The sequence below is a fragment of the Deinococcus malanensis genome (assembly GCF_014647655.1).
GTDB classification, from domain to species: Bacteria; Deinococcota; Deinococci; order Deinococcales; family Deinococcaceae; genus Deinococcus; species Deinococcus malanensis.
This window is the reverse complement of the sequence record NZ_BMPP01000017.1, coordinates 18,691-42,162: the sequence shown is the minus strand read 5'-3', so window position 1 is coordinate 42,162 and position 23,472 is coordinate 18,691. Positions and strand designations below refer to the sequence as shown.

The following is a 23,472-nucleotide window of genomic DNA, read 5'->3' as shown; positions in this document are numbered from 1 at the left end:
AGGTGGGCCGGGCGCGTGCAAGTTCCCTGCAACTTTCCGCTCACGACGCAGGGGCGGCATGGTCCCTATGCTGGCTGGGTGAACACTCAGCACTCAGGCCCTGAGCCCGCAGAGACAGGAGCGGCCATCGAGACGCACGAGCTCCGGAAGCTGTACCGGGGCCGGGCGGTGGTAGACGGCCTGAGCCTTCACGTGCCGCGTGGCGAGGTGTTCGGGTTTCTGGGGCCCAATGGAGCCGGCAAGAGCACCACTGTGAAAATGCTGCTGGGGCTGGTGCTGCCCAGCGGAGGAGAGGCCCGGGTGTTGGGCGGGCGGCCCGCCGACCCGAAAGTGCGGGCCCGAATGGGCTTCCTGCCCGAGCAGTTCCGCTTCCAGACCTGGATGACCGCCGAGGAGTTCCTGCGCTTTCACGGCCGTCTGGCCGGTCTGGCCGGCACCGAGCTCCGCGTGCGTATTCCACAGGTGCTGGAGACCGTCGGCCTGGGCGGGCGTGGCCGGGAGACGCTCAGCGGCTACAGCAAGGGCATGCTGCAGCGCTGTGGGCTGGCCGGGGCCCTTCTGGCGCACCCGGAACTGGTGTTTCTGGACGAACCAACCAGTGCCCTCGATCCCATCGGACGGGTGGAAGTCCGCGAGATCATCGAGGGCCTGCGCGCCCAGGGGGTCAGCGTGTTTCTGAATTCGCACCTGCTGTCGGAAGTGGAGCAGGTCTGCGACCGGGTGGCGTTCGTGAAGGCCGGCCGGGTGTTGATGCAAGGCAGCATGCGCGAGCTGATGGGCGGGGTGGTGCCGGTGACCTTGCGCCTGGACAGCCTGCCGGCCGGCCTGCTGGACACCCTCGCCCGCCTGGGTGAAGTGCGGCACACCGACCTGCAGACGCCTGGCCGCGCCGAGGTGGAACTGTGGCTGGCCCAGGAGGACCAGGTGCCGGCGGTGGCGGACGCCGTGCATGCCAGTGGAGCACGGCTCTACGCCCTGACGCCGCGCCGCCCGGATCTGGAAACCCTGTTTCTGGAGCTGAACGAGACCCCGGAGGTTTCCCGTGCGTAATGCCCTTCTGATTGCCGAACTGTCACTGCGCGAGGCCGTGCGCAAGCGCCTGATGTCGGTGCTGCTGGTACTCAGTGCCCTGTTCGTCGGGTTTTTTCTGTTCGGGATCTATAAACTGGATTCCGAGCTGGACGCCCGCGCCGTCAATGCCGGGCTGGAAGGGCGCAGCTCCACGGGCGCGGCGAACCTGCCGGTCATGTGGGCCACAGCCCTGGGGATGTACCTCGTGTTTTTTCTGGGCGTGATGATGTCGGTGCTGTCTACGGTCGGTTCGGTCAGCGCGGACATCGAGAACGGGGTCATGCAGAGCGTCGTTGCCCGGCCGGTGTCACGCGCGCAGCTGGTGCTGGGGCGCTGGATGGGTTTTGCCGCTGTAAATATGGCGTACATGGCCCTGCTCAGCGCCGCCCTGCTGGGGGGCATCTGGGCCATCACCGGGTACCTGCCGCCGGCACCGCTGCCGGCCGTCGCCCTGATTATCCTGGCGGTCATGCTGCTCACGGCCCTGACGGTGCTGGGCAGTACCTTGTTTACCACTCTGGCCAACGGGATCGGGGTATTCGTGCTGTATGGCCTGGGCTTTATGGGCGGCATTCTGAGCTTTATCGGCACGCTGTCGGACAACCAGACCCTGACCACGCTGGGCCGGGTGGCCAACGTGGTGATGCCCACCAACAGCCTGTGGCTGGGGGCCAGTTACCATCTTCAGTCGCCACTGATGCTGGAAGTCGGCCGTGTTTCGCGCGGTGCCAACCCGCTGTTCGGCACGGAGCCGGCCAGCACTGGCCTGATCCTGTGGGCCGCGCTGCTCAGCGTGCTGGCGGTGGCAGGAGGCATGTGGCGCCTCACCCGGCGCGACCTGTGAGGCCGGCGCTCTTGGGGACCTGGCCGACAGACCCTGCCCAGCCAAAACCGCTATAAGAACGGCACTAGGAGGCCGCATGAAGCTTAGAACCCTGATCCGCGTGGCGCAGGCCATCCGTACCCCAGAGCCTGAAGGTGATCACAGTACCCAGGGCAGCCCGGCCCAGGACCCTGTCCGTGGTGTGGCCGGAGCCCTGCGCAGCGACGTGCGCGTGCAACAGGTCACCAGCGGTTTGCGTGACCGGGCGCGCGACTGGCGCAGCGCCGCTTCTGCCCGCGCCGACGAGCATCTGGAACGCCTAATTCAGGAGAGCCACGCCAGACGCGGCACGGCGGCCTCCGGGCAGGTCACGGCATTGCTGGAGACCCGCCGCCATGAGCGCGAAGCCCAGGTTCGGGCCGAGCAGGCCCGCCGCGATCTGCTGGCCCAGGCAAGTACCCCCGAGCAGCGCCGGGTGCTGAGTCTGGTCGCCGGTCACACCCCCTGGGCCGGAGGCACCGCCACGCAGGAACTGCGCTACACGGCCCTGCTAGACCTGCTGGCTCCCTCAGGCCGCCCGGCCGAGGAGATGGCCGTGCACCGGGCCCTGTGGACCCTGGCGGAAGCGCGGGTGCTGGCGGTCTCACCGCATGGCGTGGTCACGGCCTGTGAGCTGCCCGTTCGCCGGACTGTCCTGAGCCTGCCGCCTCCAGCGGATTCCGAACCCACCGGGTTCTGAGGCTGCTTTCGACAGTTCTGGATTGAGTGCCCCAACGACAGGGCCGTCCGCTGAGGAGTTGCCGGCCTCCGGCCTGAGGCCATGGATTCGCTGGCGACGTTTCGCGCTGCGACAGGAACGCAGCGCAAGTTGTCTCAGGCCAGGGTGCCTGAGGACGCACTGATCCGGGCAGCCATGGTGCGAAAAGTTCGCACGATCAGGCGCTGGGCCAGACTGTCCAGCTGCCGCCCCCCGACCCGGGTAACGGTTCCGCCCAGCACGGCGCTGCCCTGCCAGTCCAGCAGGGTGGCGCCGTTTCCCTGATCCACCACGACAGCCTGAGCATTCAGTTCCACCGTGCTGCCCAGCCCACCACCCTGAACCCGCACCCGGACCAACCCCTGCGCCTGATCAGGGTCTAGTTCCAGACGGAACCTGAACTGCCCACGCAGCAGCCCCAGGCCTACCTGTACGCTGGCGTCTGCCGTGCGCTGGTCGATCACCCGGACTTCGCGCACTTCCGGCAGGCAGCGGGCCACCTGCTCCGGGTCCTGCACAAAGGCCCATACGGCCGCTGGAGGCGCTGAAACCTGTTCCTGTCCCGAATAGCTGAGGTTCATGCCCTGTGCATATCAGTTCCGCCGCAGCTGGAAAGGGCCATGCCTTACCGGCTGAAGAGAGGCTCAGGCCCTGCACCGGCCAGTCAGAAGCGTGGAGACGAACTCGGTAACTGTTCAGCCTGTGCGGCCAGCGGCTCACCGAAACGGGAGTAGCGGCCCCCCAGCTCGGGCCGCCCCGGACCACACAGGACCGTCACCTTGGGCAGGGCCTTCACATTGAGCTCCACAACCGCCAGACGCCCGGTCTCGTAGGCCCCCAGGTCCACGTACAGATGCCGGCCCAGCCGGGTGGGAACAGGCACGGGGGTATGTCCATGCAGGCTGTAGCTCACGCCCTCAGGCAGGGGAAAGGGCCCTTCGAAGGGCCGCAGCCATAGCGCCGCAGACAGCGGATTGGGATGCCGGGCATGCTTGACCGGCGGGGCTGCGTGCGACACGAGAATGCTGGGCTCAGGCGGCAGATCGTCGTGTATATGACCGTCATCGGTGACATACACCACCCGGCGCAGCACCGCCAGGTACGCTTCCAGCAGTGGTGGAAAGGCCTCCAGCGTCAGGGGACTGACCTCCCGGCGCACGGTCTCGCCACCGGCGCGCATCCACCACTGAAACCCCTCCATGCCGCGGCGGTAGTCGGCCATGTCCCCGGTGGCCTGGTACTGCCGGTACCACCGCAGGCCTTCTTGCATCATGCGCTCGTGGTTGCCCATCAGCAGCGTGGCACGGCCCTCGGCATGCAGGTCCATCAGCTGCTGCACGGTCTCCAGGCTGCGGGGCCCACGGTCGATGGCGTCGCCGAGGCCCAGAAAGTGCGCCTCCGGGTAACGGTGCACGGCCGCGCGTAGCAGGTCCGCACGGCCGTGCAGGTCGGGCAGTACCACCACGGCGCGGCCGGTCAGACCGCCAGTCATGGCTGGTCCTGTTCCGGGCCTGAAGACCCGGTCTGGTCCTGAAAGTCCAGTAGGGTCTGCTTGCTGCGCTCACGCAGGGCCCGGGCGCCACCGGGTTCAGGCGTAAAGATCACCCCGCCCTCCTGAACCGTCACCCGGTAGGCGGCGCCGTCGGCCACCCCCGGCAGCCACTCGGCTGGAAGCTGGTAGGTGCGTCCCTGGCTGTCCTCCACATCGGCGAGGCCGGCGTCCTCGTCCAGCACATCCACCACGAGGACTGCTGCGGCGTGCAGGTCGGTCTGGGACATCATGCGCGGCAGTCTAGAGCATCCGTGGCTTCTGCCTCTGGCTGGATAAAGGGCTTCACAGGCCGGGGACGGGCGGGAACCACCCGGCCTGCATCTTCCGGTGGACGCCTGCCCGGAGGCCGGTCGCCTACCCTGCACCCATGACGCCGCCCTTTGCATCGCACGCCCCCCGGCTGACCCGCCGGCAGTTCCTGCGGGGGCTGCTGGGCCTGGGGGTGAGCGGTGCCGTGCTGGGCGGTGCGGGAGCTGCGCAGGCCTACCGGTTCGGGGTGATTCGGGAACAGCAGGGCCTGCGGGGTCTGGCCACGCCTCTGCGCGCTGCGTTCCTGACCGACCTGCACTACGGGCCACTGATCGGAACCGGCAGTGTCCGGGCCTGGGTGCAGGCGGCCAACGCTCTGCGGCCGGATCTGGTGCTGCTGGGTGGAGATTATCTGGACGTGGGGCCTGGGGGAGACGCCACACCCCTGCTGCGGGAACTGGCCCGGCTGCGCGCGCCGCTGGGGGTGTACGGCGTGTGGGGAAATCACGATTACGGAAGCTTTGGACGCTCCTGGGCCGATCCGGGGTGGATGAGCCGGCGAGATGAACTGCACCGGCTCTTTGCAGAGGCCGGCATTACCATGCTGCGCAACGAGGGCCGCGTGGTGCGCGACGATCTGTACCTGGGCGGTGTGGATGACCTCACCACCGGCGACCCCGACCTGCTGGCCAGTCTGCGCGGCGCGGACGGGCGGGCCACGCTGCTGCTCAGCCATAACCCCGACCTGCTGCCGGACCTGCCGGGGCCCGTGGGGCTGGTCCTGTCGGGCCACACCCACGGCGGGCAGATCCGGCTGCCCTGGCTGGGTGCCCTGGTGGTCCCCAGCAGCTACGGACAGCGCTACGCGATGGGCTGGGTGCAGGGCGCATTCGAAACGCCCGCCTACGTGAGTCGTGGTCTGGGCGTGACCGGTGTGCCTCTGCGCATGCTCTGCGAGCCCGAACTCACCCTGCTGACGCTGACGCCTGCCTGAAAGCTGGGCAAGGTTCCCAGCAGGCATGGGGCCCATTGGCAGCGCAGGTCTTCGTTCCTGGGGCCCGGGGCACGGCAGTAGGGGCAGGACAGCACCGTGCCCTATGGCCCCCCATTCAGGAAGGTGGGTGGCAGGTGGGCAGGAGGAGGTGCTGTGCAGGCGCGGACGACCTCGCAGCCTGAACCGGGACCAGGTGAATTTGTAGTCCACGGCTGGGACGTTATAAACAACGATCCTGCATAGACATGCATCAGTGGGTAAGGTGGTTGAAGCAGCCTGCCGCGCCGCGGGGGCCAGCGAGTCACAGTCCACAGGAGTGTCGTCATGGAGAGAACAGAGCAGCGGGTGACTCCGGCTCAGAGCAGGGCCGTCCCCCCGACCGTGCATGAAATTACCCAGGCCACCGGGCAGGGCCTCTATTCGGCTGCGGAACATGACGCCTGCGGGGTGGGCTTCGTGGCCCATATCAAGGGTAGGAAGAGCCACGCCATCATCGAGCAGGGCCTGAAGATCTTGGAAAACCTGGACCACCGCGGCGCCGTGGGTGCCGATCCCCTGATGGGCGACGGCGCCGGCATCCTGATCCAGATTCCCGACGAGTTCTATCGCCTGGACATGGCGAGAGCGGGCGTCACCCTGCCACCTCCCGGTGACTACGGGGTGGGCATGATCTTCCTGCCCAAGGAAATCGCCTCGCGCCGCGCCTGCGAGCAGGAACTCGAGCGGGCCGTTCAGGCCGAGGGTCAGGTCGTGCTGGGCTGGCGCGACGTGCCGGTCAACCACGAGATGCCCATGAGCCCGGCCGTGAAGGACAAGGAGCCGGTGATCCGCCAGATCTTTATCGGCGCCGGACCCGACACCCTGGTGCCCGACGCGCTGGAGCGCAAGCTGTACGTGATCCGCCGCCGGGCGTCGAACGCCATCCTGGGCCTGAACTTCACGCACGGCGCCGAGTACTACGTGCCCAGCATGTCGTGCCGCACGGTGATCTACAAGGGCCTGCTGCTGGCCACCCAGGTCGGCGAGTACTACCCGGACCTCCAGCAGCCCGGCGTGGTCTCGGCCCTGGCGCTGGTGCACCAGCGCTTTTCCACCAACACCTTCCCGGAGTGGCGCCTGGCGCACCCCTACCGTATGGTGGCGCACAACGGCGAGATCAACACCGTCAAAGGCAACTTCAACTGGATGCGCGCCCGCGAGGGCATCATGCAGAGCCCGGTGCTGGGCGAGGACCTGAAGAAGCTCTACCCGATCTCCTTCGAGGGGGAGTCCGATACCGCCACCTTCGACAACGCGCTGGAACTGCTGGTCATGTCCGGCTACCGCATGGCCCACGCCGCCATGATGCTGATTCCCGAGGCCTGGGAGCAGAATCCCGAACTCGACCCCCGCCGGCGCGCCTTTTACGAGTACCACGCCAGCATGATGGAGCCCTGGGATGGCCCGGCCGCCATGGTCTTCACCGACGGCCGGCAGCTGGGCGCCACGCTGGACCGCAACGGCCTGCGCCCGGCGCGCTACATCCAGACCCGCGACGACCTGGTGATCCTGGCCTCGGAAACCGGCGTGCTGCCCATTCCCGAGAGCCAGATCACCAAGAAATGGAGGTTGCAGCCCGGCAAGATGTTCCTGATCGACCTGGAGCAGGGCCGCATCGTCGAGGACGACGACCTGAAGATGCACTTTGCCTCCGGCCAGCCCTACGAGCAGTGGGTGAAGAACACCCACGTGACCCTGGGCTCCGTGCCGGCCGCCGGCAAGCCCGGCCCCGAGAGCTTCCCGGACTCGCGCCTGCGCCGCCAGCAGGCCTTCGGGTACACCCAGGAAGACCTGAAGTTCCTGATGGGCCCCATGGCCCTGACCGGCGAGGAAGGCATCGGCTCGATGGGCAACGACTCGCCGCTGGCGGTGCTGTCCTCGCGCAACAAGCCGCTGTACAGCTACTTCCGGCAGCTGTTCGCGCAGGTCACCAACCCGCCCATAGACCCCATCCGCGAGTCGGTGGTCATGTCGCTGCTGTCCTACATTGGGCCCAAGCCGAACGTGCTGGACGTCAATGCGGTCAACCCGCAGATGCGCCTGGAGGTCAAGCAGCCCATCCTGGACTTCGCGGACATGGCAAAGCTGCGCGCCATCGAGGAACACACCCGCGGCAAGTTCAAGCCGGTCGACCTGGACATCACCTACCCGGCCGAATGGGGCGCGCGCGGTATCGAAGCCAAGCTGGCGACCATCAACGCCCGCGCCGTGGACGCCATCCACAACGGCCACAACATCCTGATCATCACCGACCGCCGCCTTGACCGCGAGCGGGTGGGCATCCCGGCGCTGCTGGCCCTGAGCAGCATTCATCACCATCTGGTCCGTGCCGGGCTGCGCATGAAAGTCGGCTTGGTCGTTGAGACCGGCGACGCCCGCGAGGTGCATCACTTCGCCGCCCTGGCCGGCTACGGTGCCGAGGCCATTCACCCTTACCTGGCGCTGGAGACGCTGTGCGAACTGCACGGCGGGGTGCCGGGTTTGACCGGCCTGGAGCGCATCGGCAGCGAGAAGGCGATCTCCAACTACATCAAGGCGGTCGGCAAGGGCCTGAGCAAGATCATGTCCAAGATGGGGGTCAGCACTTACCTCAGCTACTGCGGCGCGCAGCTGTTCGAGGCGGTGGGCCTGAAAAGCGACGTGGTAGACAAGTACTTCCGCGGCACGTCCAGTCAGGTGGGCGGCATCGGCCTGTTCGAGATCGCCGAGGAAGCCCTGCGCATGCACGCGGCGGCCTTTGGGGACGATCCGCTGGCCGGAAATGCCCTGCACGACGGCGGCGAGTACGCCTGGCGGGTGCGCGGCGAGGAGCACATGTGGACGCCCGACGCCATCGCGAAACTGCAGCATGGCGTGCGCAGCGGCTCGTACAGCACCTACGAGGAATACGCCCGGATCATCAACGACCAGAGCCAGCGCCACCTGACCCTGCGTGGCCTGTTCGAGTTCCGTACCGAGGGCACCGGGCCTGTGCCGCTGGAGGAGGTGGAGAGCGCCGCCGACATCGTTAAGCGCTTCGCCACCGGCGCCATGAGCCTGGGCAGCATTTCCACCGAGGCACATACCACACTGGCGGTGGCCATGAACCGCATCGGCGGCAAGTCCAACACCGGCGAAGGTGGCGAGGACCCCGCCCGCTACGAGCGCGAGATGCGCGGCGAGCAGATTGGGGAAGGCGAGTCGCTGGCCAGCATCCTGGGCGGACGCCGCGTGGAGGTGGACTACCCGCTGCAAAGTGGTGACTCGCTGCGCAGCAAGATCAAGCAGGTGGCCTCTGGGCGCTTTGGGGTCACGACCGGCTACCTTGTGTCGGCCGACCAGATCCAGATCAAGATGGCACAGGGCGCCAAACCCGGCGAGGGCGGACAGCTGCCCGGCGGCAAGGTCAGCGAGTACATCGGCTACCTGCGCCACAGCGTGCCGGGCGTGGGGCTCATCAGCCCGCCGCCGCACCACGATATTTACTCCATCGAGGACCTGGCGCAGCTCATTCACGACCTCAAGAACGTCAACCCGGGCGCGGACATCTCGGTCAAGCTGGTCTCGGAAGTGGGTGTGGGCACCATCGCCGCCGGCGTGGCCAAGGCCAAGGCCGACCACCTGGTGATTGCCGGGCACGACGGCGGCACCGGTGCAAGCCCCTGGAGCAGCATCAAGCACGCCGGCACTCCCTGGGAACTGGGGCTGGCCGAAACGCAGCAGACGCTGGTGCTCAACCGCCTGCGTGACCGCGTGCGGGTGCAGACCGACGGACAGCTCAAGACCGGGCGCGATGTGATCGTCGCCGCGCTGCTGGGTGCCGACGAGTTCGGCTTCGCCACCGCGCCGCTGGTCGCGCAGGGCTGCATCATGATGCGCAAGTGCCACCTGAACACCTGCCCCGTAGGCGTGGCGACCCAGGACCCGGTGCTGCGCGCCCGCTTCCAGGGCAAGCCCGAACACGTCATCAACTACTTCTTCTTCGTGGCCGAGGAAGCCCGGCAGATCATGGCCCAGCTCGGCATCCGCCACTTCGAGGACCTGATCGGCCGCGCCGACCTGCTCGACACCCGCGCCGGCGTGGAGCACTGGAAGGCGCGCGGTCTGGACTTCAGCCGCGTGTTCTACAGCCCCGAGGTGCCGGCCACGGTGGGCAAGCGTCACCTCGCCACGCAGGACCATGGCCTGAGCCGCGCGCTGGACCTGAAGCTGATCGAGAAGTGCCGCCCGGCCTTCGAAACCGGCGAGAAGATGCATTTTCTGCAGGACGTGCGCAACGTCAACCGCACGGTGGGCGCCATGCTGTCGGGCGAACTGGTCCGCCAGCGCCCGGAGGGGCTGGCGGACAACACCGTGTTTATCCAGATGGAAGGTACCGGCGGGCAGTCCTTCGGCGCGTTCCTGGCCCCGGGCCTGACCCTGTACCTGATCGGCGACGCCAACGACTACACCGGCAAGGGCCTGTCCGGCGGGCGCGTGGTCGTGCGGCCCACCATCGAGTTCCGGGGCAAGGCCGAGGACAACATCATCGTGGGCAACACCGCGCTGTACGGCGCGACCAGCGGGGAGGCCTTCTTCCGTGGCGTGGCCGGCGAGCGCTTCGCGGTGCGCCTGTCGGGCGCCTCGGCGGTCGTGGAAGGCACCGGTGATCACGGCTGCGAATACATGACCGGCGGCACCGTGGTCGTGCTGGGCAAGACAGGACGCAACTTCGCGGCCGGAATGTCGGGCGGCGTGGCGTACGTGCTCGACGAGGACGGCACCTTCGCCCGGCGCTGCAACACCGCCATGGTCAGCCTGGAAAAGGTGCTGCCCGAGGACCAGCAGCTGGCCCACAGCCCTGTCCACACCCTGCACCGCGGTCTGTCCGACGAGGCGCAGCTACGCGCCCTGATCGAGTCGCACCACCGCTGGACCGGTTCGGCCCGTGCCAGCGACCTGCTTGACGACTGGGAAGGTGCCCTGCAGCGGTTCGTGAAGGTCATGCCGCTCGAATACGCCCGTGCCCTGCGCGAGCACACCCTGCCGGATGAGGAGCACTTCCACAGTGGCCAGGAGCAGAGTACAGACGGGCAGGCGACCGGCAGCACCAGCATGCAGGCCGGCTCCCGCCAGAGCGGGCAGGGCACCCTGACCAAGTAACCCCCGGGTGGCGGGCGCTGCGCGAGCGTACGACCCGCCACTTTGCACTTCCACGGAGACCTCCATGAGCAAAGTCACCGGTTTTCTGGACCAGGAGCGCGTCAAAGAAACCTACGCGCCGGTCGAGGCCCGTCTCAAGCACTACCACGAGTTCCTGCTGCCGCTGGCGGCCGGCCCGGCAAGGGTGCAGGCCAGCCGCTGCATGGACTGCGGCATTCCGTTTTGCAACAACGGCTGCCCGGTCAACAACATCATTCCGGACTTCAACAATCTGGTGTATCAGGACGACTGGAAAGCGGCGCTGGACAACCTGCACAGCACCAACAACTTTCCCGAGTTCACCGGCCGCATCTGCCCGGCGCCCTGCGAGGCGGCCTGCACCCTGAACATCAACGACGACCCGGTGGGCATCAAATCGCTGGAGCTGTCCATCATCGAGCGCGGCTGGCAGGAGGGCTGGGTGACGCCGCTGCCGCCCAAGACGAAGACCGGGCACAAGGTCGCCGTGGTGGGTGCCGGCCCGGCCGGGATGGCTGCCGCCCAGCAACTGGCCCGCGCGGGCCACGACGTGACCGTGTTTGAGAAGAATGACCGGGTCGGCGGCCTGCTGCGCTACGGCATTCCAGACTTCAAGATGGACAAGGTGCACATCGACCGCCGCGTGGCGCAGATGGAGGCCGAGGGCGTCACCTTCCGCACCGGCGTGCTGGTGGGTGCCATGCCTGAAGGCAGCCGCGTGACCAACCTGGCCAAAGAGACCATCAGCCCGGAGCAGCTGCGCGCCGGGTTCGACGCCGTGCTGCTCTCGGGCGGCGCCGAGCAGCCGCGTGACCTGCCGGTGCCGGGCCGTGAACTCGACGGCGTGCACTTCGCCATGGAGTTCCTGCCGCAGCAGAACCGCGTCGTGGCCGGTGACAAACTCAAAAAGCAGCTGCGGGCTGATGGCAAAAATGTGGTCGTGATCGGCGGGGGAGACACCGGCAGCGACTGCGTGGGCACCAGCCACCGTCACGGCGCCAAATCGGTGACCCAGTTCGAGGTGATGCCCCAGCCGCCCGAGCAGGAGAACAAGCCGCTGGTGTGGCCCTACTGGCCCCTGAAGCTGCGCACCAGCACCAGCCACGAGGAAGGCGGCGTGCGCGAGTTCGCCATTGCCACCAAGGAGTTCATTGGTAAGGGCGGCAAGGTAACCGGGGTCAGGACCGTACGGGTGGAGTTCCGGAACGGTCAGCTTCAGGAAACCGAGGGCAGCGAGGAAGTGTACGCGGCCGACCTGGTGCTGCTGGCCATGGGCTTTGTCAGCCCGGTGGGAACCATCCTGGAAGCCTTCGGGGTAGAGCGTGACGCACGCGGTAATGCGCATGCCACCACCGACGAGCAGGGCGGTTACGCGACCAGCCTGGAGGGTGTTTTCGCAGCCGGTGACATGCGCCGCGGCCAGAGCTTGGTGGTCTGGGCCATCCGTGAGGGCCGGCAGGCGGCGCGCGCCATCGACGAATACCTGATGGGCGAGACGGTGCTGCCACGCTGAAAGGGTAAAAATCAGGGCCCCAGATTCCGACTGGGGCCCTGATCTTATTTGACTCGACTCCTGCTCAGGGCAAAGGGAAGCGGCTGGCGAAGTCATGCACTTCAGCCTTCACGTCCTCGCCCTTCAGCGCCCGGTCGATCAGGCCGGCGATGACCTGCATGTGTTCCTCGGTCATGCCGCGGGTGGTTAGCGCTGGGGTCCCCAGGCGGATACCGCCGCCGTGCAGGATCTTCTCGGTATCGTAAGGCAGGGTGGACTTGGAAATGGTGATGTGGTTGGCGTCCAGGCGCTTGGTGGCCTTGGTGCCGTTCAGACCCTGGGCCCGCAGGTCCAGCACCAGCAGGTGGTTGTCAGTGCCGCCCGAGACCACGCGGTAGCCCCGCTGCTGAAAGGCCAGGGCCAGGGCCTGGGCGTTGCGGATGACCTGCCGGGCGTAGTCCCTGAACTCGGGGCGCAGCGCCTCGCCAAAGGCCACGGCCTTGGCAGCGATCACGTGCTCCAGAGGGCCACCCTGGTAGCCAGGAAAGACGGCACGGTCAATCCTGGCCCCCAGTTCGGGATCGTTGCTCAGGATGATCCCCCCGCGCGGTCCGCGCAGCGTCTTGTGGGTGGTGCTGGCCACCACGTGGGCGTGGGGCAGGGCGTTGGGGTGCTCGCCAGCGGCGATCAGACCGGCGATGTGCGCGATGTCCGCGAACAGGATTGCACCGACCTCATCGGCAATTTCACGGAAGGCCGCGAAGTCGATGGTGCGCGAGTAGGCGCTGGCCCCGGCGATGATCATCTTGGGACGGTGCTCGTGTGCCAGACGCCGGACCACGTTCATGTCGATCAGTTCGGTCTCGGGGTTCACCTGATAGCCGACGATCTTATAGCGCAGCCCCGAGAAGTTCACCGGGTTGCCGTGCGTCAGGTGTCCGCCGTGCGAGAGGTCCATGCCCAGCACCGTGTCGCCGGGCTCGATCAGCGCGTTGTACACCGCGAGGTTGGCACTGGAGCCCGAGTGCGGCTGCACGTTCGCCCAGGCGGCCCCGAACAGCTCCTTGACGCGCTCGATGGCCAGCTGCTCCACCTGATCCACCACCTCACAGCCGCCGTACCAGCGCTTGCCGGGGTAACCCTCGGCGTATTTGTTGGTCAGCACGCTGCCCTGCGCCTCGCGCACCGCGGCGCTGGTGAAGTTCTCCGAGGCGATCAGTTCCAGCCCTGAGCGCTGTCGCTCGGCTTCCTGGCGGATCAGGTCGAATATGGCCGTGTCGCGCGTGGAGGGGGATTCGGCAGTCGTCATACAGGTACGGTAACACCCCCGCCTGAGGGTGCTGGCGGGGGTGTCTTTGCAAGGGAGACGACGTTTACACGAACCCTGCGGTGGGTAACAGACGCGACTGGGCAGAGCAGGTGATCAGGCAAGACCAAACGCCAGTGATGCAACAGTTCTGAAGGAGCGTTCCAGTCCCCGGCGTGTTGACGGGAGGTTGCCTGGAGATATGCAGCCCGTCTTACAGGTCGCCGGCCAGCCAGCGCACCACGTTCTTGCCCAGCGTGGCGTTGCTCAGGTTGGGCCAGTTGTTGTAGCTGCCCGAGGTGCCGTCCGAGTAGGTGTTGTCCCCGAAGGTGCTGCTGTCACCCCACATGGCGACCCGTCCCTTGCCGACGCTGCTTACGCCCAGATAGGTCTTGCCCCCGCTGCCCATCAGAGCCGAGCCGTTCAGCACGTCCACGCTGGTGCCGACATAGACGCCCGCGCTGCTGACTCCATTCAGGATCGGGTGGGTGGTCACCGGGGTGGCCGTATATACCGGATCACTGAAGCTGGAGTTGAACGACGCTTTCAATCCAAAGATCACATCGCTGTTCAGGCTGGCCTGCAGGCTGGTGCTGACGTTGGCCGGGGTGCTGCCGTCCCAGCCGTTGAAGACTTCCGGGCTGTCCCAGCCGTTGTTGTTGCGGTCGCTGACGCGGTGATCCGTGATCATGAAGACCCCACCGCCGTTCTGCACGAAGTTCTGGATGGCCGAGCGCTCAGTGTCGCTCAGCGGGTTCTGGGGTTCGGGAATCACCAGCACCGACACGCCGGACAGCGCGGTCGAGGTGATGGCCGTGCCGCTCAGGGTGCCCACGGTATAGCCCAGCCCGCGCAGCGCCGAGGCGTAATCGCTGTAGGCCCCGTCGATGCGCCAGTCGGCGTTGCCGGCATCCTCGGCCTTGGTCAGGTCGAACAGCACTTTCTTGGCGGTCGAGGTGCTACCGCCATTGTTCAGCCCGGGCGTGCTGCTCTGGACCTTGAAGTCCACGCTGTTGGCGTTCGTATCTGAACCGTCCGGCACGCGGGCCAGGGCACTCCCGGCGCCTGTGGGGGCTGCCGGGCTGCCCTCGCCCCAGCTGACGCTGGGGGTGCCATAGGCCACGGCGTCGATGACGGTCGAACTTTTCAGCAGGCGCAGGCTGGCGCTGCCGTTGTACAGGTCCGCGCCGGAGTTCACCAGCGTGCGGTTGGGCACGCTGGAGTCCTGCGCCACCACGAAATACCCACTGGCAGGAATGGTGCCTGAAAGCGTGATGGTGCGGTACTGGGTCCCAGCCGAATCGTAGGCTGCCAGGGTATAGCCGCTGAGGCTCTTGCCGGCTGGGCCCTTCAATTCAATGAAGGTGCCCGCGTCGGTACCGGCCGAGTCGTAGAACAGCTCGTTGAGCACCGGCTCACCGGCCAGCGCCTGGGCATTCAGCGGGGTGTGGCTGGCCGGCACCTGACCACAGGCAGCCAGTAACAGGGAAACGGAGGCAAGCAGCGCGCGGCTGCGGCGAACCGGAGTGATCAGAGGCATCGGCTTCGCATTCTCCTCAGCAATGTAAGGAGCATGTCATTTATGTTCTTAAGGTTTTGCCGATGCAACGCCGGTGCCTGCTGCCTACCGGCAGTTGTTCACGGCTTTCAGCGCCTGGGTAAAGCCCCTGACCGGGAACATATAGGTCAGTTCCCTTCCGCCGCTGCGGGTCACGCGCAGCGCTACGCGGGTCTGTGCGTTGCGGAAGACACTGAGCATCAGGGCATCGTTTCTGTCGGTGACCGCGAGGCTGGTTAGGTGCGTGTCGTCGTCCATGTCCTCAGCTTCCTCCAGCGATGCGGCAGGGACCACCCGGGCCGTCTGGCTGTCGACGCGGTAGGTCAGGGCAGGGATCTTGTCCTGATCATATTCGGCCTGGGTCATCAGCAGATTGCCCGTGTGCAGGTAGAACACCGGGATCCCGTCGGTGCAGACGAACTCGACATAGGTGTCACTGCTCTGCTCGTCCAGGTAGATGCTGCTGGTGTTGCGGTCGGAGATGGGGTCCTTGGTGACCTCGTACGACACCCTGGTGTTGGGAATGGTCACCTCGGCAGCAGACACAGAGATGGGCAGGGTGCTCAGGACCAGCAGGGACAGGAGGCGGCGCATGGCGCGAGTGTAGGTGACCCCCGGTTCAGCTGCGCGCAGATATGACCAGAACTGAGGGCTGCGCTGACCCCGGGCCGGTCTGCTACCCTGGGCGGCATGACGCCCCGCGCTGGTACACCTTCGCCGTTTCCCCGCAGTGGGGTTTCGCTCGCCTGAAGACAGGCTGAGCGCGTCGCCCCGCCTGTTCCAGGGCGGGGTTTTTCTTGTTTCAGGAGGACACATGCAGCAGCAAGCCATCAGTGAAATACAGGCGGCCGAGACCCTCGACACCCTTCAGGCCGTCAAGACGAAGTATGTTGGCAAGAGCGGGCTGGTGACCCGTGAACTGGGTAGCCTGGGCAAACTCCCGCCCGAGGAACGCAAGGTCCGTGGCGCCGAGATCAACGCCGTGCGTCAGGCCATAGACGCCGCTCTGACCGAGCGCGAAGGTACGCTGAAACGCGCTGCGCTGGACGCCAGACTGGCCGGCGAGGCCATCGACGTGACCCTGCCGGGCCTGCCTCTGCCTGCCGGTGGCCTGCACCCGATCAACCGGGTCTATGAGGACCTGACCGGCATCTATGAGCGCATGGGCTACACGGTCATCGAGGGCCCCGAGGTCGAGGACGAACACCATAACTTCGAGGCTCTCAACGTGCCCTGGTACCACCCCGCCCGGGACCTGCAGGACACCTTCTGGCTGGAGGACGGGCGGCTGCTGCGCACCCATACTTCACCGATGCAGATCCGCTACATGGTGGACCACGAGCCCCCGCTGAAAATTGTGGTGCGCGGCAAGGTCTACCGCTACGAGGCTACCGATGCCACCCACGAGGCCATGTTCCACCAGCTCGAAGGCCTGGTGGTGGGTGACGGCATCAGCATGGCGGACCTGAAAGGCACCATCGCCGAAATGGCGCGTGGTCTGTACGGCGCCTCGGCCAGGGTGCGCTTCCAGCCCAGCTATTACCCGTTCGTGGAGCCCGGCGCTGACTTCGCGGTGTGGTGGGACAACCCCCGTGGCGAAAGCAAGTGGCTGGAACTGGGCGGCTGTGGCATGGTGCACCCCAACGTGTTCCGGGCGGTGGACGATCTGCGCGAGGCCCAGGGCAAGCCACGGATCTACGAGGGCAAGACCGGCTTCGCCTTCGGTCTGGGGCCGGAACGCATCGCCATGCTCAAGTACGGCATCCCCGACATCCGCTACTTCTATGCCAACGACCCGCGTGTGATCGGACAGTTCAGGGGTGAGCTGGGGTGAGGGCCCGCGCCGTCGGCATTCTGTTCAACGAGCAGCAGGACGTGCTGCTGATGCGCCGCCGCAAGGAGGGCCGCGTCTACGCCACCCTGCCCGGCGGTGGGATTGAGGAGGGCGAAACGCCCGCCCAGGCCTGCGCCCGGGAACTGCTGGAGGAAGTCAACCTGGAGGTGGACGTCCTGGAAGAAGTGCTGACCCTGGAAAATCAGGGCAACCAGGAACATTACTTCCGGGTGGTGTGGCGCAGCGGTGAGATGCGCCTGGGCGACGGCCCCGAGGGCGTGCGCCACAGCGAACAGAACTGGTACAACCCCGAGTGGGTAAGCGTGGACGACCTGGACGGGGTGAACCTTGTGCCCGCCGAACTGCACCCCCTGATCCGCACAATGCTGGAGAACGCATGAAACTTCCCTATTCCTGGCTTCAAGACCTGATTCCTGCCCTGCCCCCCGTAACCGAGCTGGAGCCGGTATTTGCGCAGCTGGGCCTGCCGCTGGAAGGCATCGAAGAGGTCGCTGCCCCGTCTGAAGGCGTGTTGCTGGTGGCTGTGACAGCAGCTGAGCCCATTGAGGGCACGGCACTGACCAAACTGACCCTGGACGTGGGCCCTCACGGCGAGAAGACGATTGCCAGCGGCGCCCCCAACGCCGTGGACCTCCCGGCCGGCACCATGGTCGCGCTGGTCGCGCCGGGAACCACACTGGGCGACATGACCTACGGGGTCCGGGAACTGCAGGGCGTGGAGTCCTGGGGAATGGCGGCCAGTGCCAAGGAACTGGGACTGGGCGAAAGCAGCGCCGGACTGATGCTGTTCCCGGCCGGCACCGCCGCGCCCGGCACGCCCATGCACAACCTGTGGGCCGCCGATCAGGTGCTGGATGTCGAGATCACGCCCAACCGCGCCGACGTGCTCAGCGCCCTGGGGCTGGCGCGCGACCTGGCCGCCTTTCTGAAGCTGGAACTGCGTGAGCCGCCAGCCGGACCAGCAGCCACTGGACAAGGGGAGATCCGCGTGTCGCTACCCACGCGCGGCCTGACGCTGGAACGCGATCCCTCCCGCAAGCTTCGCTTCGGGTGTGACCACTTCGCGGCCCGCACGGTGGGCGGACTGACCAACGGCCCCGCGCCGCTGTGGATGCAGCGCCGCGTGACCCTGGCCGGCATGCGCCCCATTGATCTGATCGTGGATACCAGCAACTACGTGATGCTGGAACTGGGCCAGCCGACCGCGCTGTATGACCGCCGCGACGTGCAGGATGACCAGATCCTGGTGTCGTTCGGTCTGCGCCAGGGTGAGGTGGTGCGCGACCTGCTGGGCAACGAGCACACCGTGGGACCCGAGGACCTGCTGATTCTGGACGGCCGTGGGCGGGCCATTCCCAGTGTGGCTGAGGCGTTCACGACTGCCCGGCAGCCGCAGCAGGGCTCAGGCGTGCTGGGCATTGCCGGCATCATGGGCGGCGACCACGGCCATGTGCGGGCCGACACCCGTGACGTGGTGATCGAGTCGGCGCATTTCGACCCGGTTCTACTGCGACGCACGAGTACCCGCCTGGGCCTCAAGACCGACGCCGTGTACCGCTACGAGCGCGGTGTGGACCCGCTGCTCTCTCCCCGCGCCGCTGACCGGGTCGCGGACCTGCTAGCCGAGCATGGCCAGGGCGTAGCCCACCCTGGCGTAACCCTGGTCGGGGAGCCGGAAGTGCCCGGCCCCATCGAGGCCACCGGCGAGCAGATCCGCACGCTGCTGGGTATGCATGTCGACACCGCCGAGATGCGCGCCATCCTGACCCGCCTGGGCTGCCGAGTAGAAGGTGAGGAGGACATGCTGCGCGTTACGCCGCCTTCCTGGCGGGTGGACATGAGCATCTGGCAGGATCTGGCCGAGGAGGTCGCCCGCCTGCATGGCTTCGGGGCGCTGCCCGAGACTCTGCCGACCCTGCGCGTGCACGAGAGCAATCTTGGTGCGGCGGCCGAGAGCACGGCGCGGGCCACCCTGCGCCGCACGCTGGCTGGTTTGGGCTTCCAGGAGGTGGTGACCTACACCTTCACGAGCGACGAGGAGGCCGCCCGAGGCCGCACCGAAATGCCGGGTGTGCGTCTGCGCAACCCGCTGAGCGCCGACCGCACCGGCCTGCGCACCGCCCTGTACCCCAGTCTGCTCAAGGCGGCTCAGGCGCACCCGAAAGGCGAGCGGGCGCTGCTGTTCGAGATCGGTCGTATCTTCCCGGCTGCTGGTGAGACCGAGCGTCTGGGCCTGCTGATGCGGGGTCCATTCGCCGCCAGCACACATCAGCCAGGGGTGGCCGGCGGCTTCAGCGTATTCAAGGGACTGGTCGAGAGCCTCGCGGGTACGCTGGGTGACCGCTTTGAACTGCGTCAGCTGCGTGGTGAGGCCGTGCCGGGTGCGCTGCATCCTGGCATCGCCGGCGAGATCGTCTGGAACGGGCATCCGGTGGGCTGGCTGGGTGCCCTGCATCCGGAAATAGCGCAGGAGTTCGGGCTGAAGGGTGACACCTTCTTGCTGGAGGCGGCGCTGCCCCTGCCGGGCAGAACGTGGAGCTTCCGCGATCCCAGCCGTGCACCGGCGGCATGGCGTGACCTCGCGGTGATCGCGCCGCAAGGTGTCAGTTACGGTGAGATCGCCGGGGTGCTCAAGCAGGCCGCGGGTGAGCTGCTTGAAAGTGTCGAGCCCTTCGATGTGTATGTCGGTGCGCCCATTCCGGAAGGCCAGCGGTCCATCGCCGTTCGCCTGATCTTCCGGGGGGTCCGGACCCTCACCGATGAGGAAGTCGATCCGGTCATGACCCGCCTGATGGACACGGTGCGCGCTCAGGGCTGGAGTATTCGCGAGAAGTGAAGCGAAGGTAGGCTCCGGCTCGAATCATTCAGCAGATTCCAGGCGCAGAGCTCCTTTCGAGATGTCATTCTAGGCATCAATGAAGCTGACGCAGTCCGCTGGAATTTGAAGAGCCAACTCGGCCGGGAGCAATGCCTTCCGGCCGTGCCCTGTGATGAGCAAAATCTCTGAGCAGCCACAAACGGTCGGTGCAACAGGGACGTTCTACGGTCCGGCGAAGGTTCTCAGGTCAGTGGCGGGAACGTCGACACAGGTGGCAGCGTCCCCACCTTCTGTGGCCAGAAAACGCCGTACCAGTTCAAAGCCCAGCGCATACCCCGCCCAGCGTGGAAGGTGCTGCGCGGCAGAGCCATAGAACCAGGCATTGTGGTCGTAGTCCTCGCGGTCAAGCAGCGGCTCTGCTCTGGTCCAGAGCGAATCCAGGTCCCCTGGAACGGTCGTGTAGGGTGCAAGGACGCCGCCACGCTCCGGCAACTCATGGTGCAGTGCCAGACCTTCGCTGACCATCACTTCCAGCAGGGTCTGCCCGTAGCCCACTCCCTGCCAGCGACGGGCATGGTGCAGTTCGTGCGCCAGTGTCGCCGGAACTTCCTGTTTCCAGCAGGCGGCGAAGCTGGGATGGTTCGGAGTGAGCGTGACCTGCACCCAATGTCCCAGCGGCGCGTACCCGCCCACACCCGTCTCGGCAAGGGTCCAGGGTGAGACATACACCGCCACATCGACGCCACCCAGGTCCAGCAGCCCAGCCTGCCGGTCGAGCTGGTGCTGAAGCAGGTGACGCAACTCCGCTGCCAGCTCAGGCGGGATCTTTGCGGCGGCATTCATCAGGTGCAGTTGGTTGGTCTTCGACATGGCCCTGATCTTCGGGGGTCACTTCAGGTGCGGGTATCAGCCAGCTGGCGCATTCGCCCCAGCAGCCGGTCCAGATAGTCTCGGCCCGTGCCTCCTGCAGCGCTCCCTGAAATCCCTCACTCCCGCGAGTGGTACGCCCGCCTGGCCCATGAGCTGGGCGGGTATCGTCATCCCTGGACCCGGGTGCTGTCGGGCCCCGACCCGGAACTGACCTTCGACATCACCCTGGACAGTCTGCTGACCCCGCACACACGGGTGCTGGAAGCCGGCTGCGGTCACGGACCAGATGCCGCGCGTTTTGGCCCACGCGCCGCACGCTGGACGGCCTATGACCGCCAGCCTGAGCTGCTGGAACTGGCGAAAAGTCATGCTCCTCAGGCCGAGTTTCATCTCTGGGACGGACGCGGGGAGGTCCCTGACGCCTTGCAGGGTCCCTTTGATCTGATCGTCTCGCGGCGCGGCCCCACGTCTGTGATTCCGCACCTTCCTGTCCTGGCCGCTCCAGAAGCGCAGTTTCTGTACGTCGGCCCACACCTGGACGTCCCGCAGGTGCCCCAGCGCCTGCGAGCAGCCGGGTGGCAGCTGGTGTCCGAATGGCGGATTTCGGTGCTGGCCCACGCGCCCACCTGGGGAGACTGGCTGACCCGCTGTGAATTCCAGGGCCAGGAGGCGCGCCAGGAGGACTGGGACGCCCACGCCGGGCCGCTGGGCATGCCGTACCGCGAGGCACGTTACGTGGTGATGGCACAGCGCGACACTGAGAGCTGATCCATAAGCCAGATGTCCACTGCTCGCTGCGTATAGAGCCCCAGCAGCCTGAGCCGGCCGACCTCCTGTGCATCACACCAGCGTGCCTCTGCAATTTCGTCTGGAGCCGCGCTTACCCTGCCCGTGACCTCACCGGCCTCAAACACCACACCTACGCTGTCCCACACACCGGTCCCGTCCTTATAGCGGAACTCGGGCCCGGCCAGCAGCACCCTGGGTTCCAGTGAGGCGGCATCCAGTCCCGTTTCTTCCAGCAGTTCGCGTCGAGCACAGGCCTCAAAGGACTCGCCGGGCTCCATCTTTCCGCCGGGCAGTACCCAGTGGTCAGTGGCTGCATGCCTGAGCAGCAGCAGGCAGCCAGAAGAATCCGTGACCAGAACGCTGGCCCCGGGAACAAACAGGGGGGCTGGGCCCGCCGCGCGCCGCAGGTCGGTCCAGTAAGGGGTGGCTTCTTCAGGACTGGTTACCGGAAGCAGCGCCAGAGGCGCAAGACCGGCCCGCCCTCGCAGCACATTCAGGTTGGCGTGGTTGATATTGCTGCTCAGGGCCGGCAGATCCTCCAGGGTGAACCAGCGCAATTCCAGCGTCTCGCCGCTGCCGTCGGGCTGCGCGTTCTCCAGGGCGGAGGCCGGCAGATGCCCCAGCATGCGGGTCCCCACCTGAAAGACCTCATGCCCGTTGGGATAGCAGTGCCGGAACCCGGGACCACTCACCAGACCGTCGTGCACGCCCAGCCACGTGAGGTCCGGGCAGTTCAGACCGGTTTCCTCGTGCAGCTCGCGGCGGGCAGCAGCAAGAAAGTCTTCTCCGGGGTCAAGGCCGCCGCCCGGTGTGCCCCACAGCCTATCGTCGCCCCGTCGCTGTAGCAGCACCCGCCCCGCCTCGTCCTGAATCAGGATGCTGACGCCGACGCTCAGCAGTGGGCGCGGGCCCCATATGGCGCGCAGATTCACGGCACTCATCCCGCCCACTCTAGCCCGGGTCTGGACGGCGTCATTCCCCAAATGGTGCGGTACCTGACTGGCCGCGGGGCACGCTAACGTGGGCCGGATGACCCGGCCTGTCCCCGTCCCCATCCGCGTGCTGTTCGTGACTGATGCCCCGGCGGTAGGCGGCAGCGAGGTCTACATGCGTGAGATCATTCCGTCCATGCGCCCATTTGGCGTGCAGTCCGAGGTCGCCATGCCAGCGGCGGCCGGTACCGCCGATTTCCGTGCTCAGCTGTCGGAGCGCAGCATTCCCGTGCATGCCTACCGGGACCTGAAGCAGGTGGTGTCGGCCGAGCGCACAGGAGACTTTGACCTGACGGTCCTGAGCAGCTGGAACGCACTGGGCTACCGCAAGTACTACGCGGCGCTGCAGGGGCCGTTCGTGTCCCTGGTTCACGACCAGTTGATGCTGCACATTCCAGGCCTGCCACAGGCGGTGTACCGGGCCTTCTACGAAGTTCTGCAGGCCCGGGACATTCGCGGCGCGCAGCATGTCGTGACGGTGTCACACTGGGCGGCCGCCTACCTCAGGCGTCACCACCGTATGTCGCAGGTTCATGCCGTTCCCAATGGTGTGGACGTCAATAAATTCTGTCCGGCGTCAGATGCAGAGCGGCGGACCCTGCGCAAGGCGTACGACTTTCGACGCTTCACGGTCCTGGTCCCTGCCCGTATGAGCATCGAGAAGAACCACCCGGCTGTCATGGCCGTGGCCCGCGCTGTTCCGCATCTGGACTTCGTGCTGGTCGGCACCGGGTATCTAGAAGGCGTTTTGCGGCGCGTGGCGACTCCCAACGTGCGCTTCTTCGGCAAGCGGGATGACATGCCTGAGCTGTACCGCGCTGCGGACGTGGTTCTGCAACCGACCATCGCGGAGAATCAGTCGCTGGCAACCCTGGAGGCGCTGAGCAGCGGGACGCCGGTGGTCACCAACGACATTCCGGCGCAGCGTGAACTGGTCACCTTTGGACAGGAGGGGCTGCTGGTGGGCAGTGGCGTGTCTGGATACGCCACTGCCCTGCGCAGCCTTGCAGCGCATCCAGAGCATCTGGGGCGCATGGGTAAGGCCGCCCGCGAGCGTGTGCTTGGCGGGCACACGCTGGAGCAGAACGCGGCCGGTCTGGCCGGTCTGCTGCGCCAACTGTCCGGCCGACCATAAAAATAGAGCCACACCGCCTGAACAGTGTGGCCC

At 66.7% G+C, this 23,472-nt stretch carries 19 protein-coding genes; 11 read left to right on the top strand and 8 right to left on the bottom strand.

The window, feature by feature from the left end; all coding sequences use genetic code 11:
- The first annotated feature begins 78 nt into the window (after positions 1 to 78).
- From IEY49_RS17015 to IEY49_RS17005, 3 genes are all read left to right on the top strand, one after another.
- Positions 79 to 1,050: an ABC transporter ATP-binding protein gene (locus IEY49_RS17015; RefSeq protein ID WP_229780881.1), complete on the top strand. Its 972-nt coding sequence runs from the start codon at positions 79 to 81 to the stop codon at positions 1,048 to 1,050.
- On the top strand, positions 1,043 to 1,915 hold the full coding sequence (locus IEY49_RS17010) for an ABC transporter permease subunit (RefSeq protein ID WP_189010933.1): 873 nt from the start codon (positions 1,043 to 1,045) through the stop codon (positions 1,913 to 1,915). Before IEY49_RS17015 ends, IEY49_RS17010 begins: the two co-directional genes overlap by 8 nt.
- Positions 1,916 to 1,991: 76 nt before the next feature.
- Positions 1,992 to 2,633, top strand: coding sequence for a hypothetical protein (locus IEY49_RS17005; RefSeq protein WP_189010932.1), 642 nt, complete (start codon positions 1,992 to 1,994; stop codon positions 2,631 to 2,633).
- 134 nt (positions 2,634 to 2,767) lie between these two features.
- Here the strand turns inward: IEY49_RS17005 and IEY49_RS17000 are convergent, their stop codons facing one another.
- From IEY49_RS17000 to IEY49_RS16990, 3 genes are all read right to left on the bottom strand, one after another.
- Positions 2,768 to 3,232, bottom strand: coding sequence for an SRPBCC family protein (locus tag IEY49_RS17000; protein WP_189010930.1), 465 nt, complete (start codon positions 3,230 to 3,232; stop codon positions 2,768 to 2,770).
- A gap of 83 nt (positions 3,233 to 3,315) precedes the next feature.
- A complete protein-coding gene (locus tag IEY49_RS16995; protein ID WP_189010928.1) occupies positions 3,316 to 4,143 on the bottom strand; it encodes a metallophosphoesterase in 828 nt (275 codons plus the stop codon).
- A complete protein-coding gene (locus tag IEY49_RS16990) occupies positions 4,140 to 4,433 on the bottom strand; it encodes a hypothetical protein (RefSeq protein ID WP_189010926.1) in 294 nt (97 codons plus the stop codon). The genes IEY49_RS16995 and IEY49_RS16990 overlap by 4 nt, the downstream gene beginning before the upstream one ends.
- Before the next feature lie 137 nt (positions 4,434 to 4,570).
- Here IEY49_RS16990 and IEY49_RS16985 point away from each other — a divergent pair, with 137 nt between their 5' ends.
- The 3 genes from IEY49_RS16985 (at position 4,571) to IEY49_RS16975 (ending at position 12,137) form a co-directional block, all read left to right on the top strand.
- Entirely contained in the window at positions 4,571 to 5,446 is an 876-nt protein-coding gene (locus IEY49_RS16985; RefSeq protein ID WP_189010924.1) for a metallophosphoesterase, read from the top strand.
- Between the two features lie 324 nt (positions 5,447 to 5,770).
- On the top strand, positions 5,771 to 10,606 hold the full coding sequence (locus IEY49_RS16980) for a glutamate synthase-related protein (protein ID WP_189010922.1): 4,836 nt from the start codon (positions 5,771 to 5,773) through the stop codon (positions 10,604 to 10,606).
- Positions 10,607 to 10,670: 64 nt separating this feature from the next.
- Positions 10,671 to 12,137, top strand: a complete 1,467-nt coding sequence (locus IEY49_RS16975) for a glutamate synthase subunit beta (protein WP_189010920.1) — start codon at positions 10,671 to 10,673, stop codon at positions 12,135 to 12,137.
- Between the two features lie 64 nt (positions 12,138 to 12,201).
- Here IEY49_RS16975 and glyA read toward each other — a convergent pair whose 3' ends face one another.
- The 3 genes from glyA to IEY49_RS16960 form a co-directional block, all read right to left on the bottom strand.
- Positions 12,202 to 13,425, bottom strand: coding sequence for a serine hydroxymethyltransferase (gene glyA, locus IEY49_RS16970; protein ID WP_189010918.1), 1,224 nt, complete (start codon positions 13,423 to 13,425; stop codon positions 12,202 to 12,204).
- 211 nt (positions 13,426 to 13,636) lie between these two features.
- On the bottom strand, positions 13,637 to 14,962 hold the full coding sequence (locus tag IEY49_RS16965) for a Gldg family protein (RefSeq protein WP_189010916.1): 1,326 nt from the start codon (positions 14,960 to 14,962) through the stop codon (positions 13,637 to 13,639).
- A gap of 84 nt (positions 14,963 to 15,046) precedes the next feature.
- Positions 15,047 to 15,574, bottom strand: coding sequence for a hypothetical protein (locus IEY49_RS16960; protein WP_189010915.1), 528 nt, complete (start codon positions 15,572 to 15,574; stop codon positions 15,047 to 15,049).
- Positions 15,575 to 15,794: 220 nt separating this feature from the next.
- Here IEY49_RS16960 and pheS point away from each other — a divergent pair, with 220 nt between their 5' ends.
- Genes pheS through IEY49_RS16945 form a run of 3 tightly spaced genes read left to right on the top strand, consistent with a single transcriptional unit; the run spans position 15,795 to position 19,671 of the window.
- Positions 15,795 to 16,814, top strand: coding sequence for a phenylalanine--tRNA ligase subunit alpha (gene pheS, locus IEY49_RS16955; RefSeq protein ID WP_189010913.1), 1,020 nt, complete (start codon positions 15,795 to 15,797; stop codon positions 16,812 to 16,814).
- A complete protein-coding gene (locus IEY49_RS16950) occupies positions 16,811 to 17,215 on the top strand; it encodes an NUDIX hydrolase (RefSeq protein WP_189010911.1) in 405 nt (134 codons plus the stop codon). Before pheS ends, IEY49_RS16950 begins: the two co-directional genes overlap by 4 nt.
- Complete coding sequence (locus IEY49_RS16945; RefSeq protein ID WP_189010910.1) at positions 17,212 to 19,671, top strand: phenylalanine--tRNA ligase subunit beta; 2,460 nt, start codon at positions 17,212 to 17,214, stop codon at positions 19,669 to 19,671. Before IEY49_RS16950 ends, IEY49_RS16945 begins: the two co-directional genes overlap by 4 nt.
- Positions 19,672 to 19,875: 204 nt before the next feature.
- Here the strand turns inward: IEY49_RS16945 and IEY49_RS16940 are convergent, their stop codons facing one another.
- Positions 19,876 to 20,523, bottom strand: coding sequence for a DUF2268 domain-containing putative Zn-dependent protease (locus tag IEY49_RS16940; RefSeq protein WP_229780880.1), 648 nt, complete (start codon positions 20,521 to 20,523; stop codon positions 19,876 to 19,878).
- Positions 20,524 to 20,610: 87 nt separating this feature from the next.
- On the opposite strand from IEY49_RS16940, the gene IEY49_RS16935 reads away from it, so the two are divergent.
- On the top strand, positions 20,611 to 21,291 hold the full coding sequence (locus IEY49_RS16935; RefSeq protein ID WP_229780879.1) for a class I SAM-dependent methyltransferase: 681 nt from the start codon (positions 20,611 to 20,613) through the stop codon (positions 21,289 to 21,291).
- On the opposite strand, the gene IEY49_RS16930 is transcribed toward IEY49_RS16935, so the two are convergent.
- A complete protein-coding gene (locus tag IEY49_RS16930; RefSeq protein WP_189010909.1) occupies positions 21,255 to 22,253 on the bottom strand; it encodes an NUDIX domain-containing protein in 999 nt (332 codons plus the stop codon). The genes IEY49_RS16935 and IEY49_RS16930 overlap by 37 nt on opposite strands.
- A gap of 88 nt (positions 22,254 to 22,341) precedes the next feature.
- Here IEY49_RS16930 and IEY49_RS16925 point away from each other — a divergent pair, with 88 nt between their 5' ends.
- Complete coding sequence (locus IEY49_RS16925) at positions 22,342 to 23,439, top strand: glycosyltransferase family 4 protein (RefSeq protein WP_229780878.1); 1,098 nt, start codon at positions 22,342 to 22,344, stop codon at positions 23,437 to 23,439.
- Positions 23,440 to 23,472 lie beyond the last annotated feature (33 nt).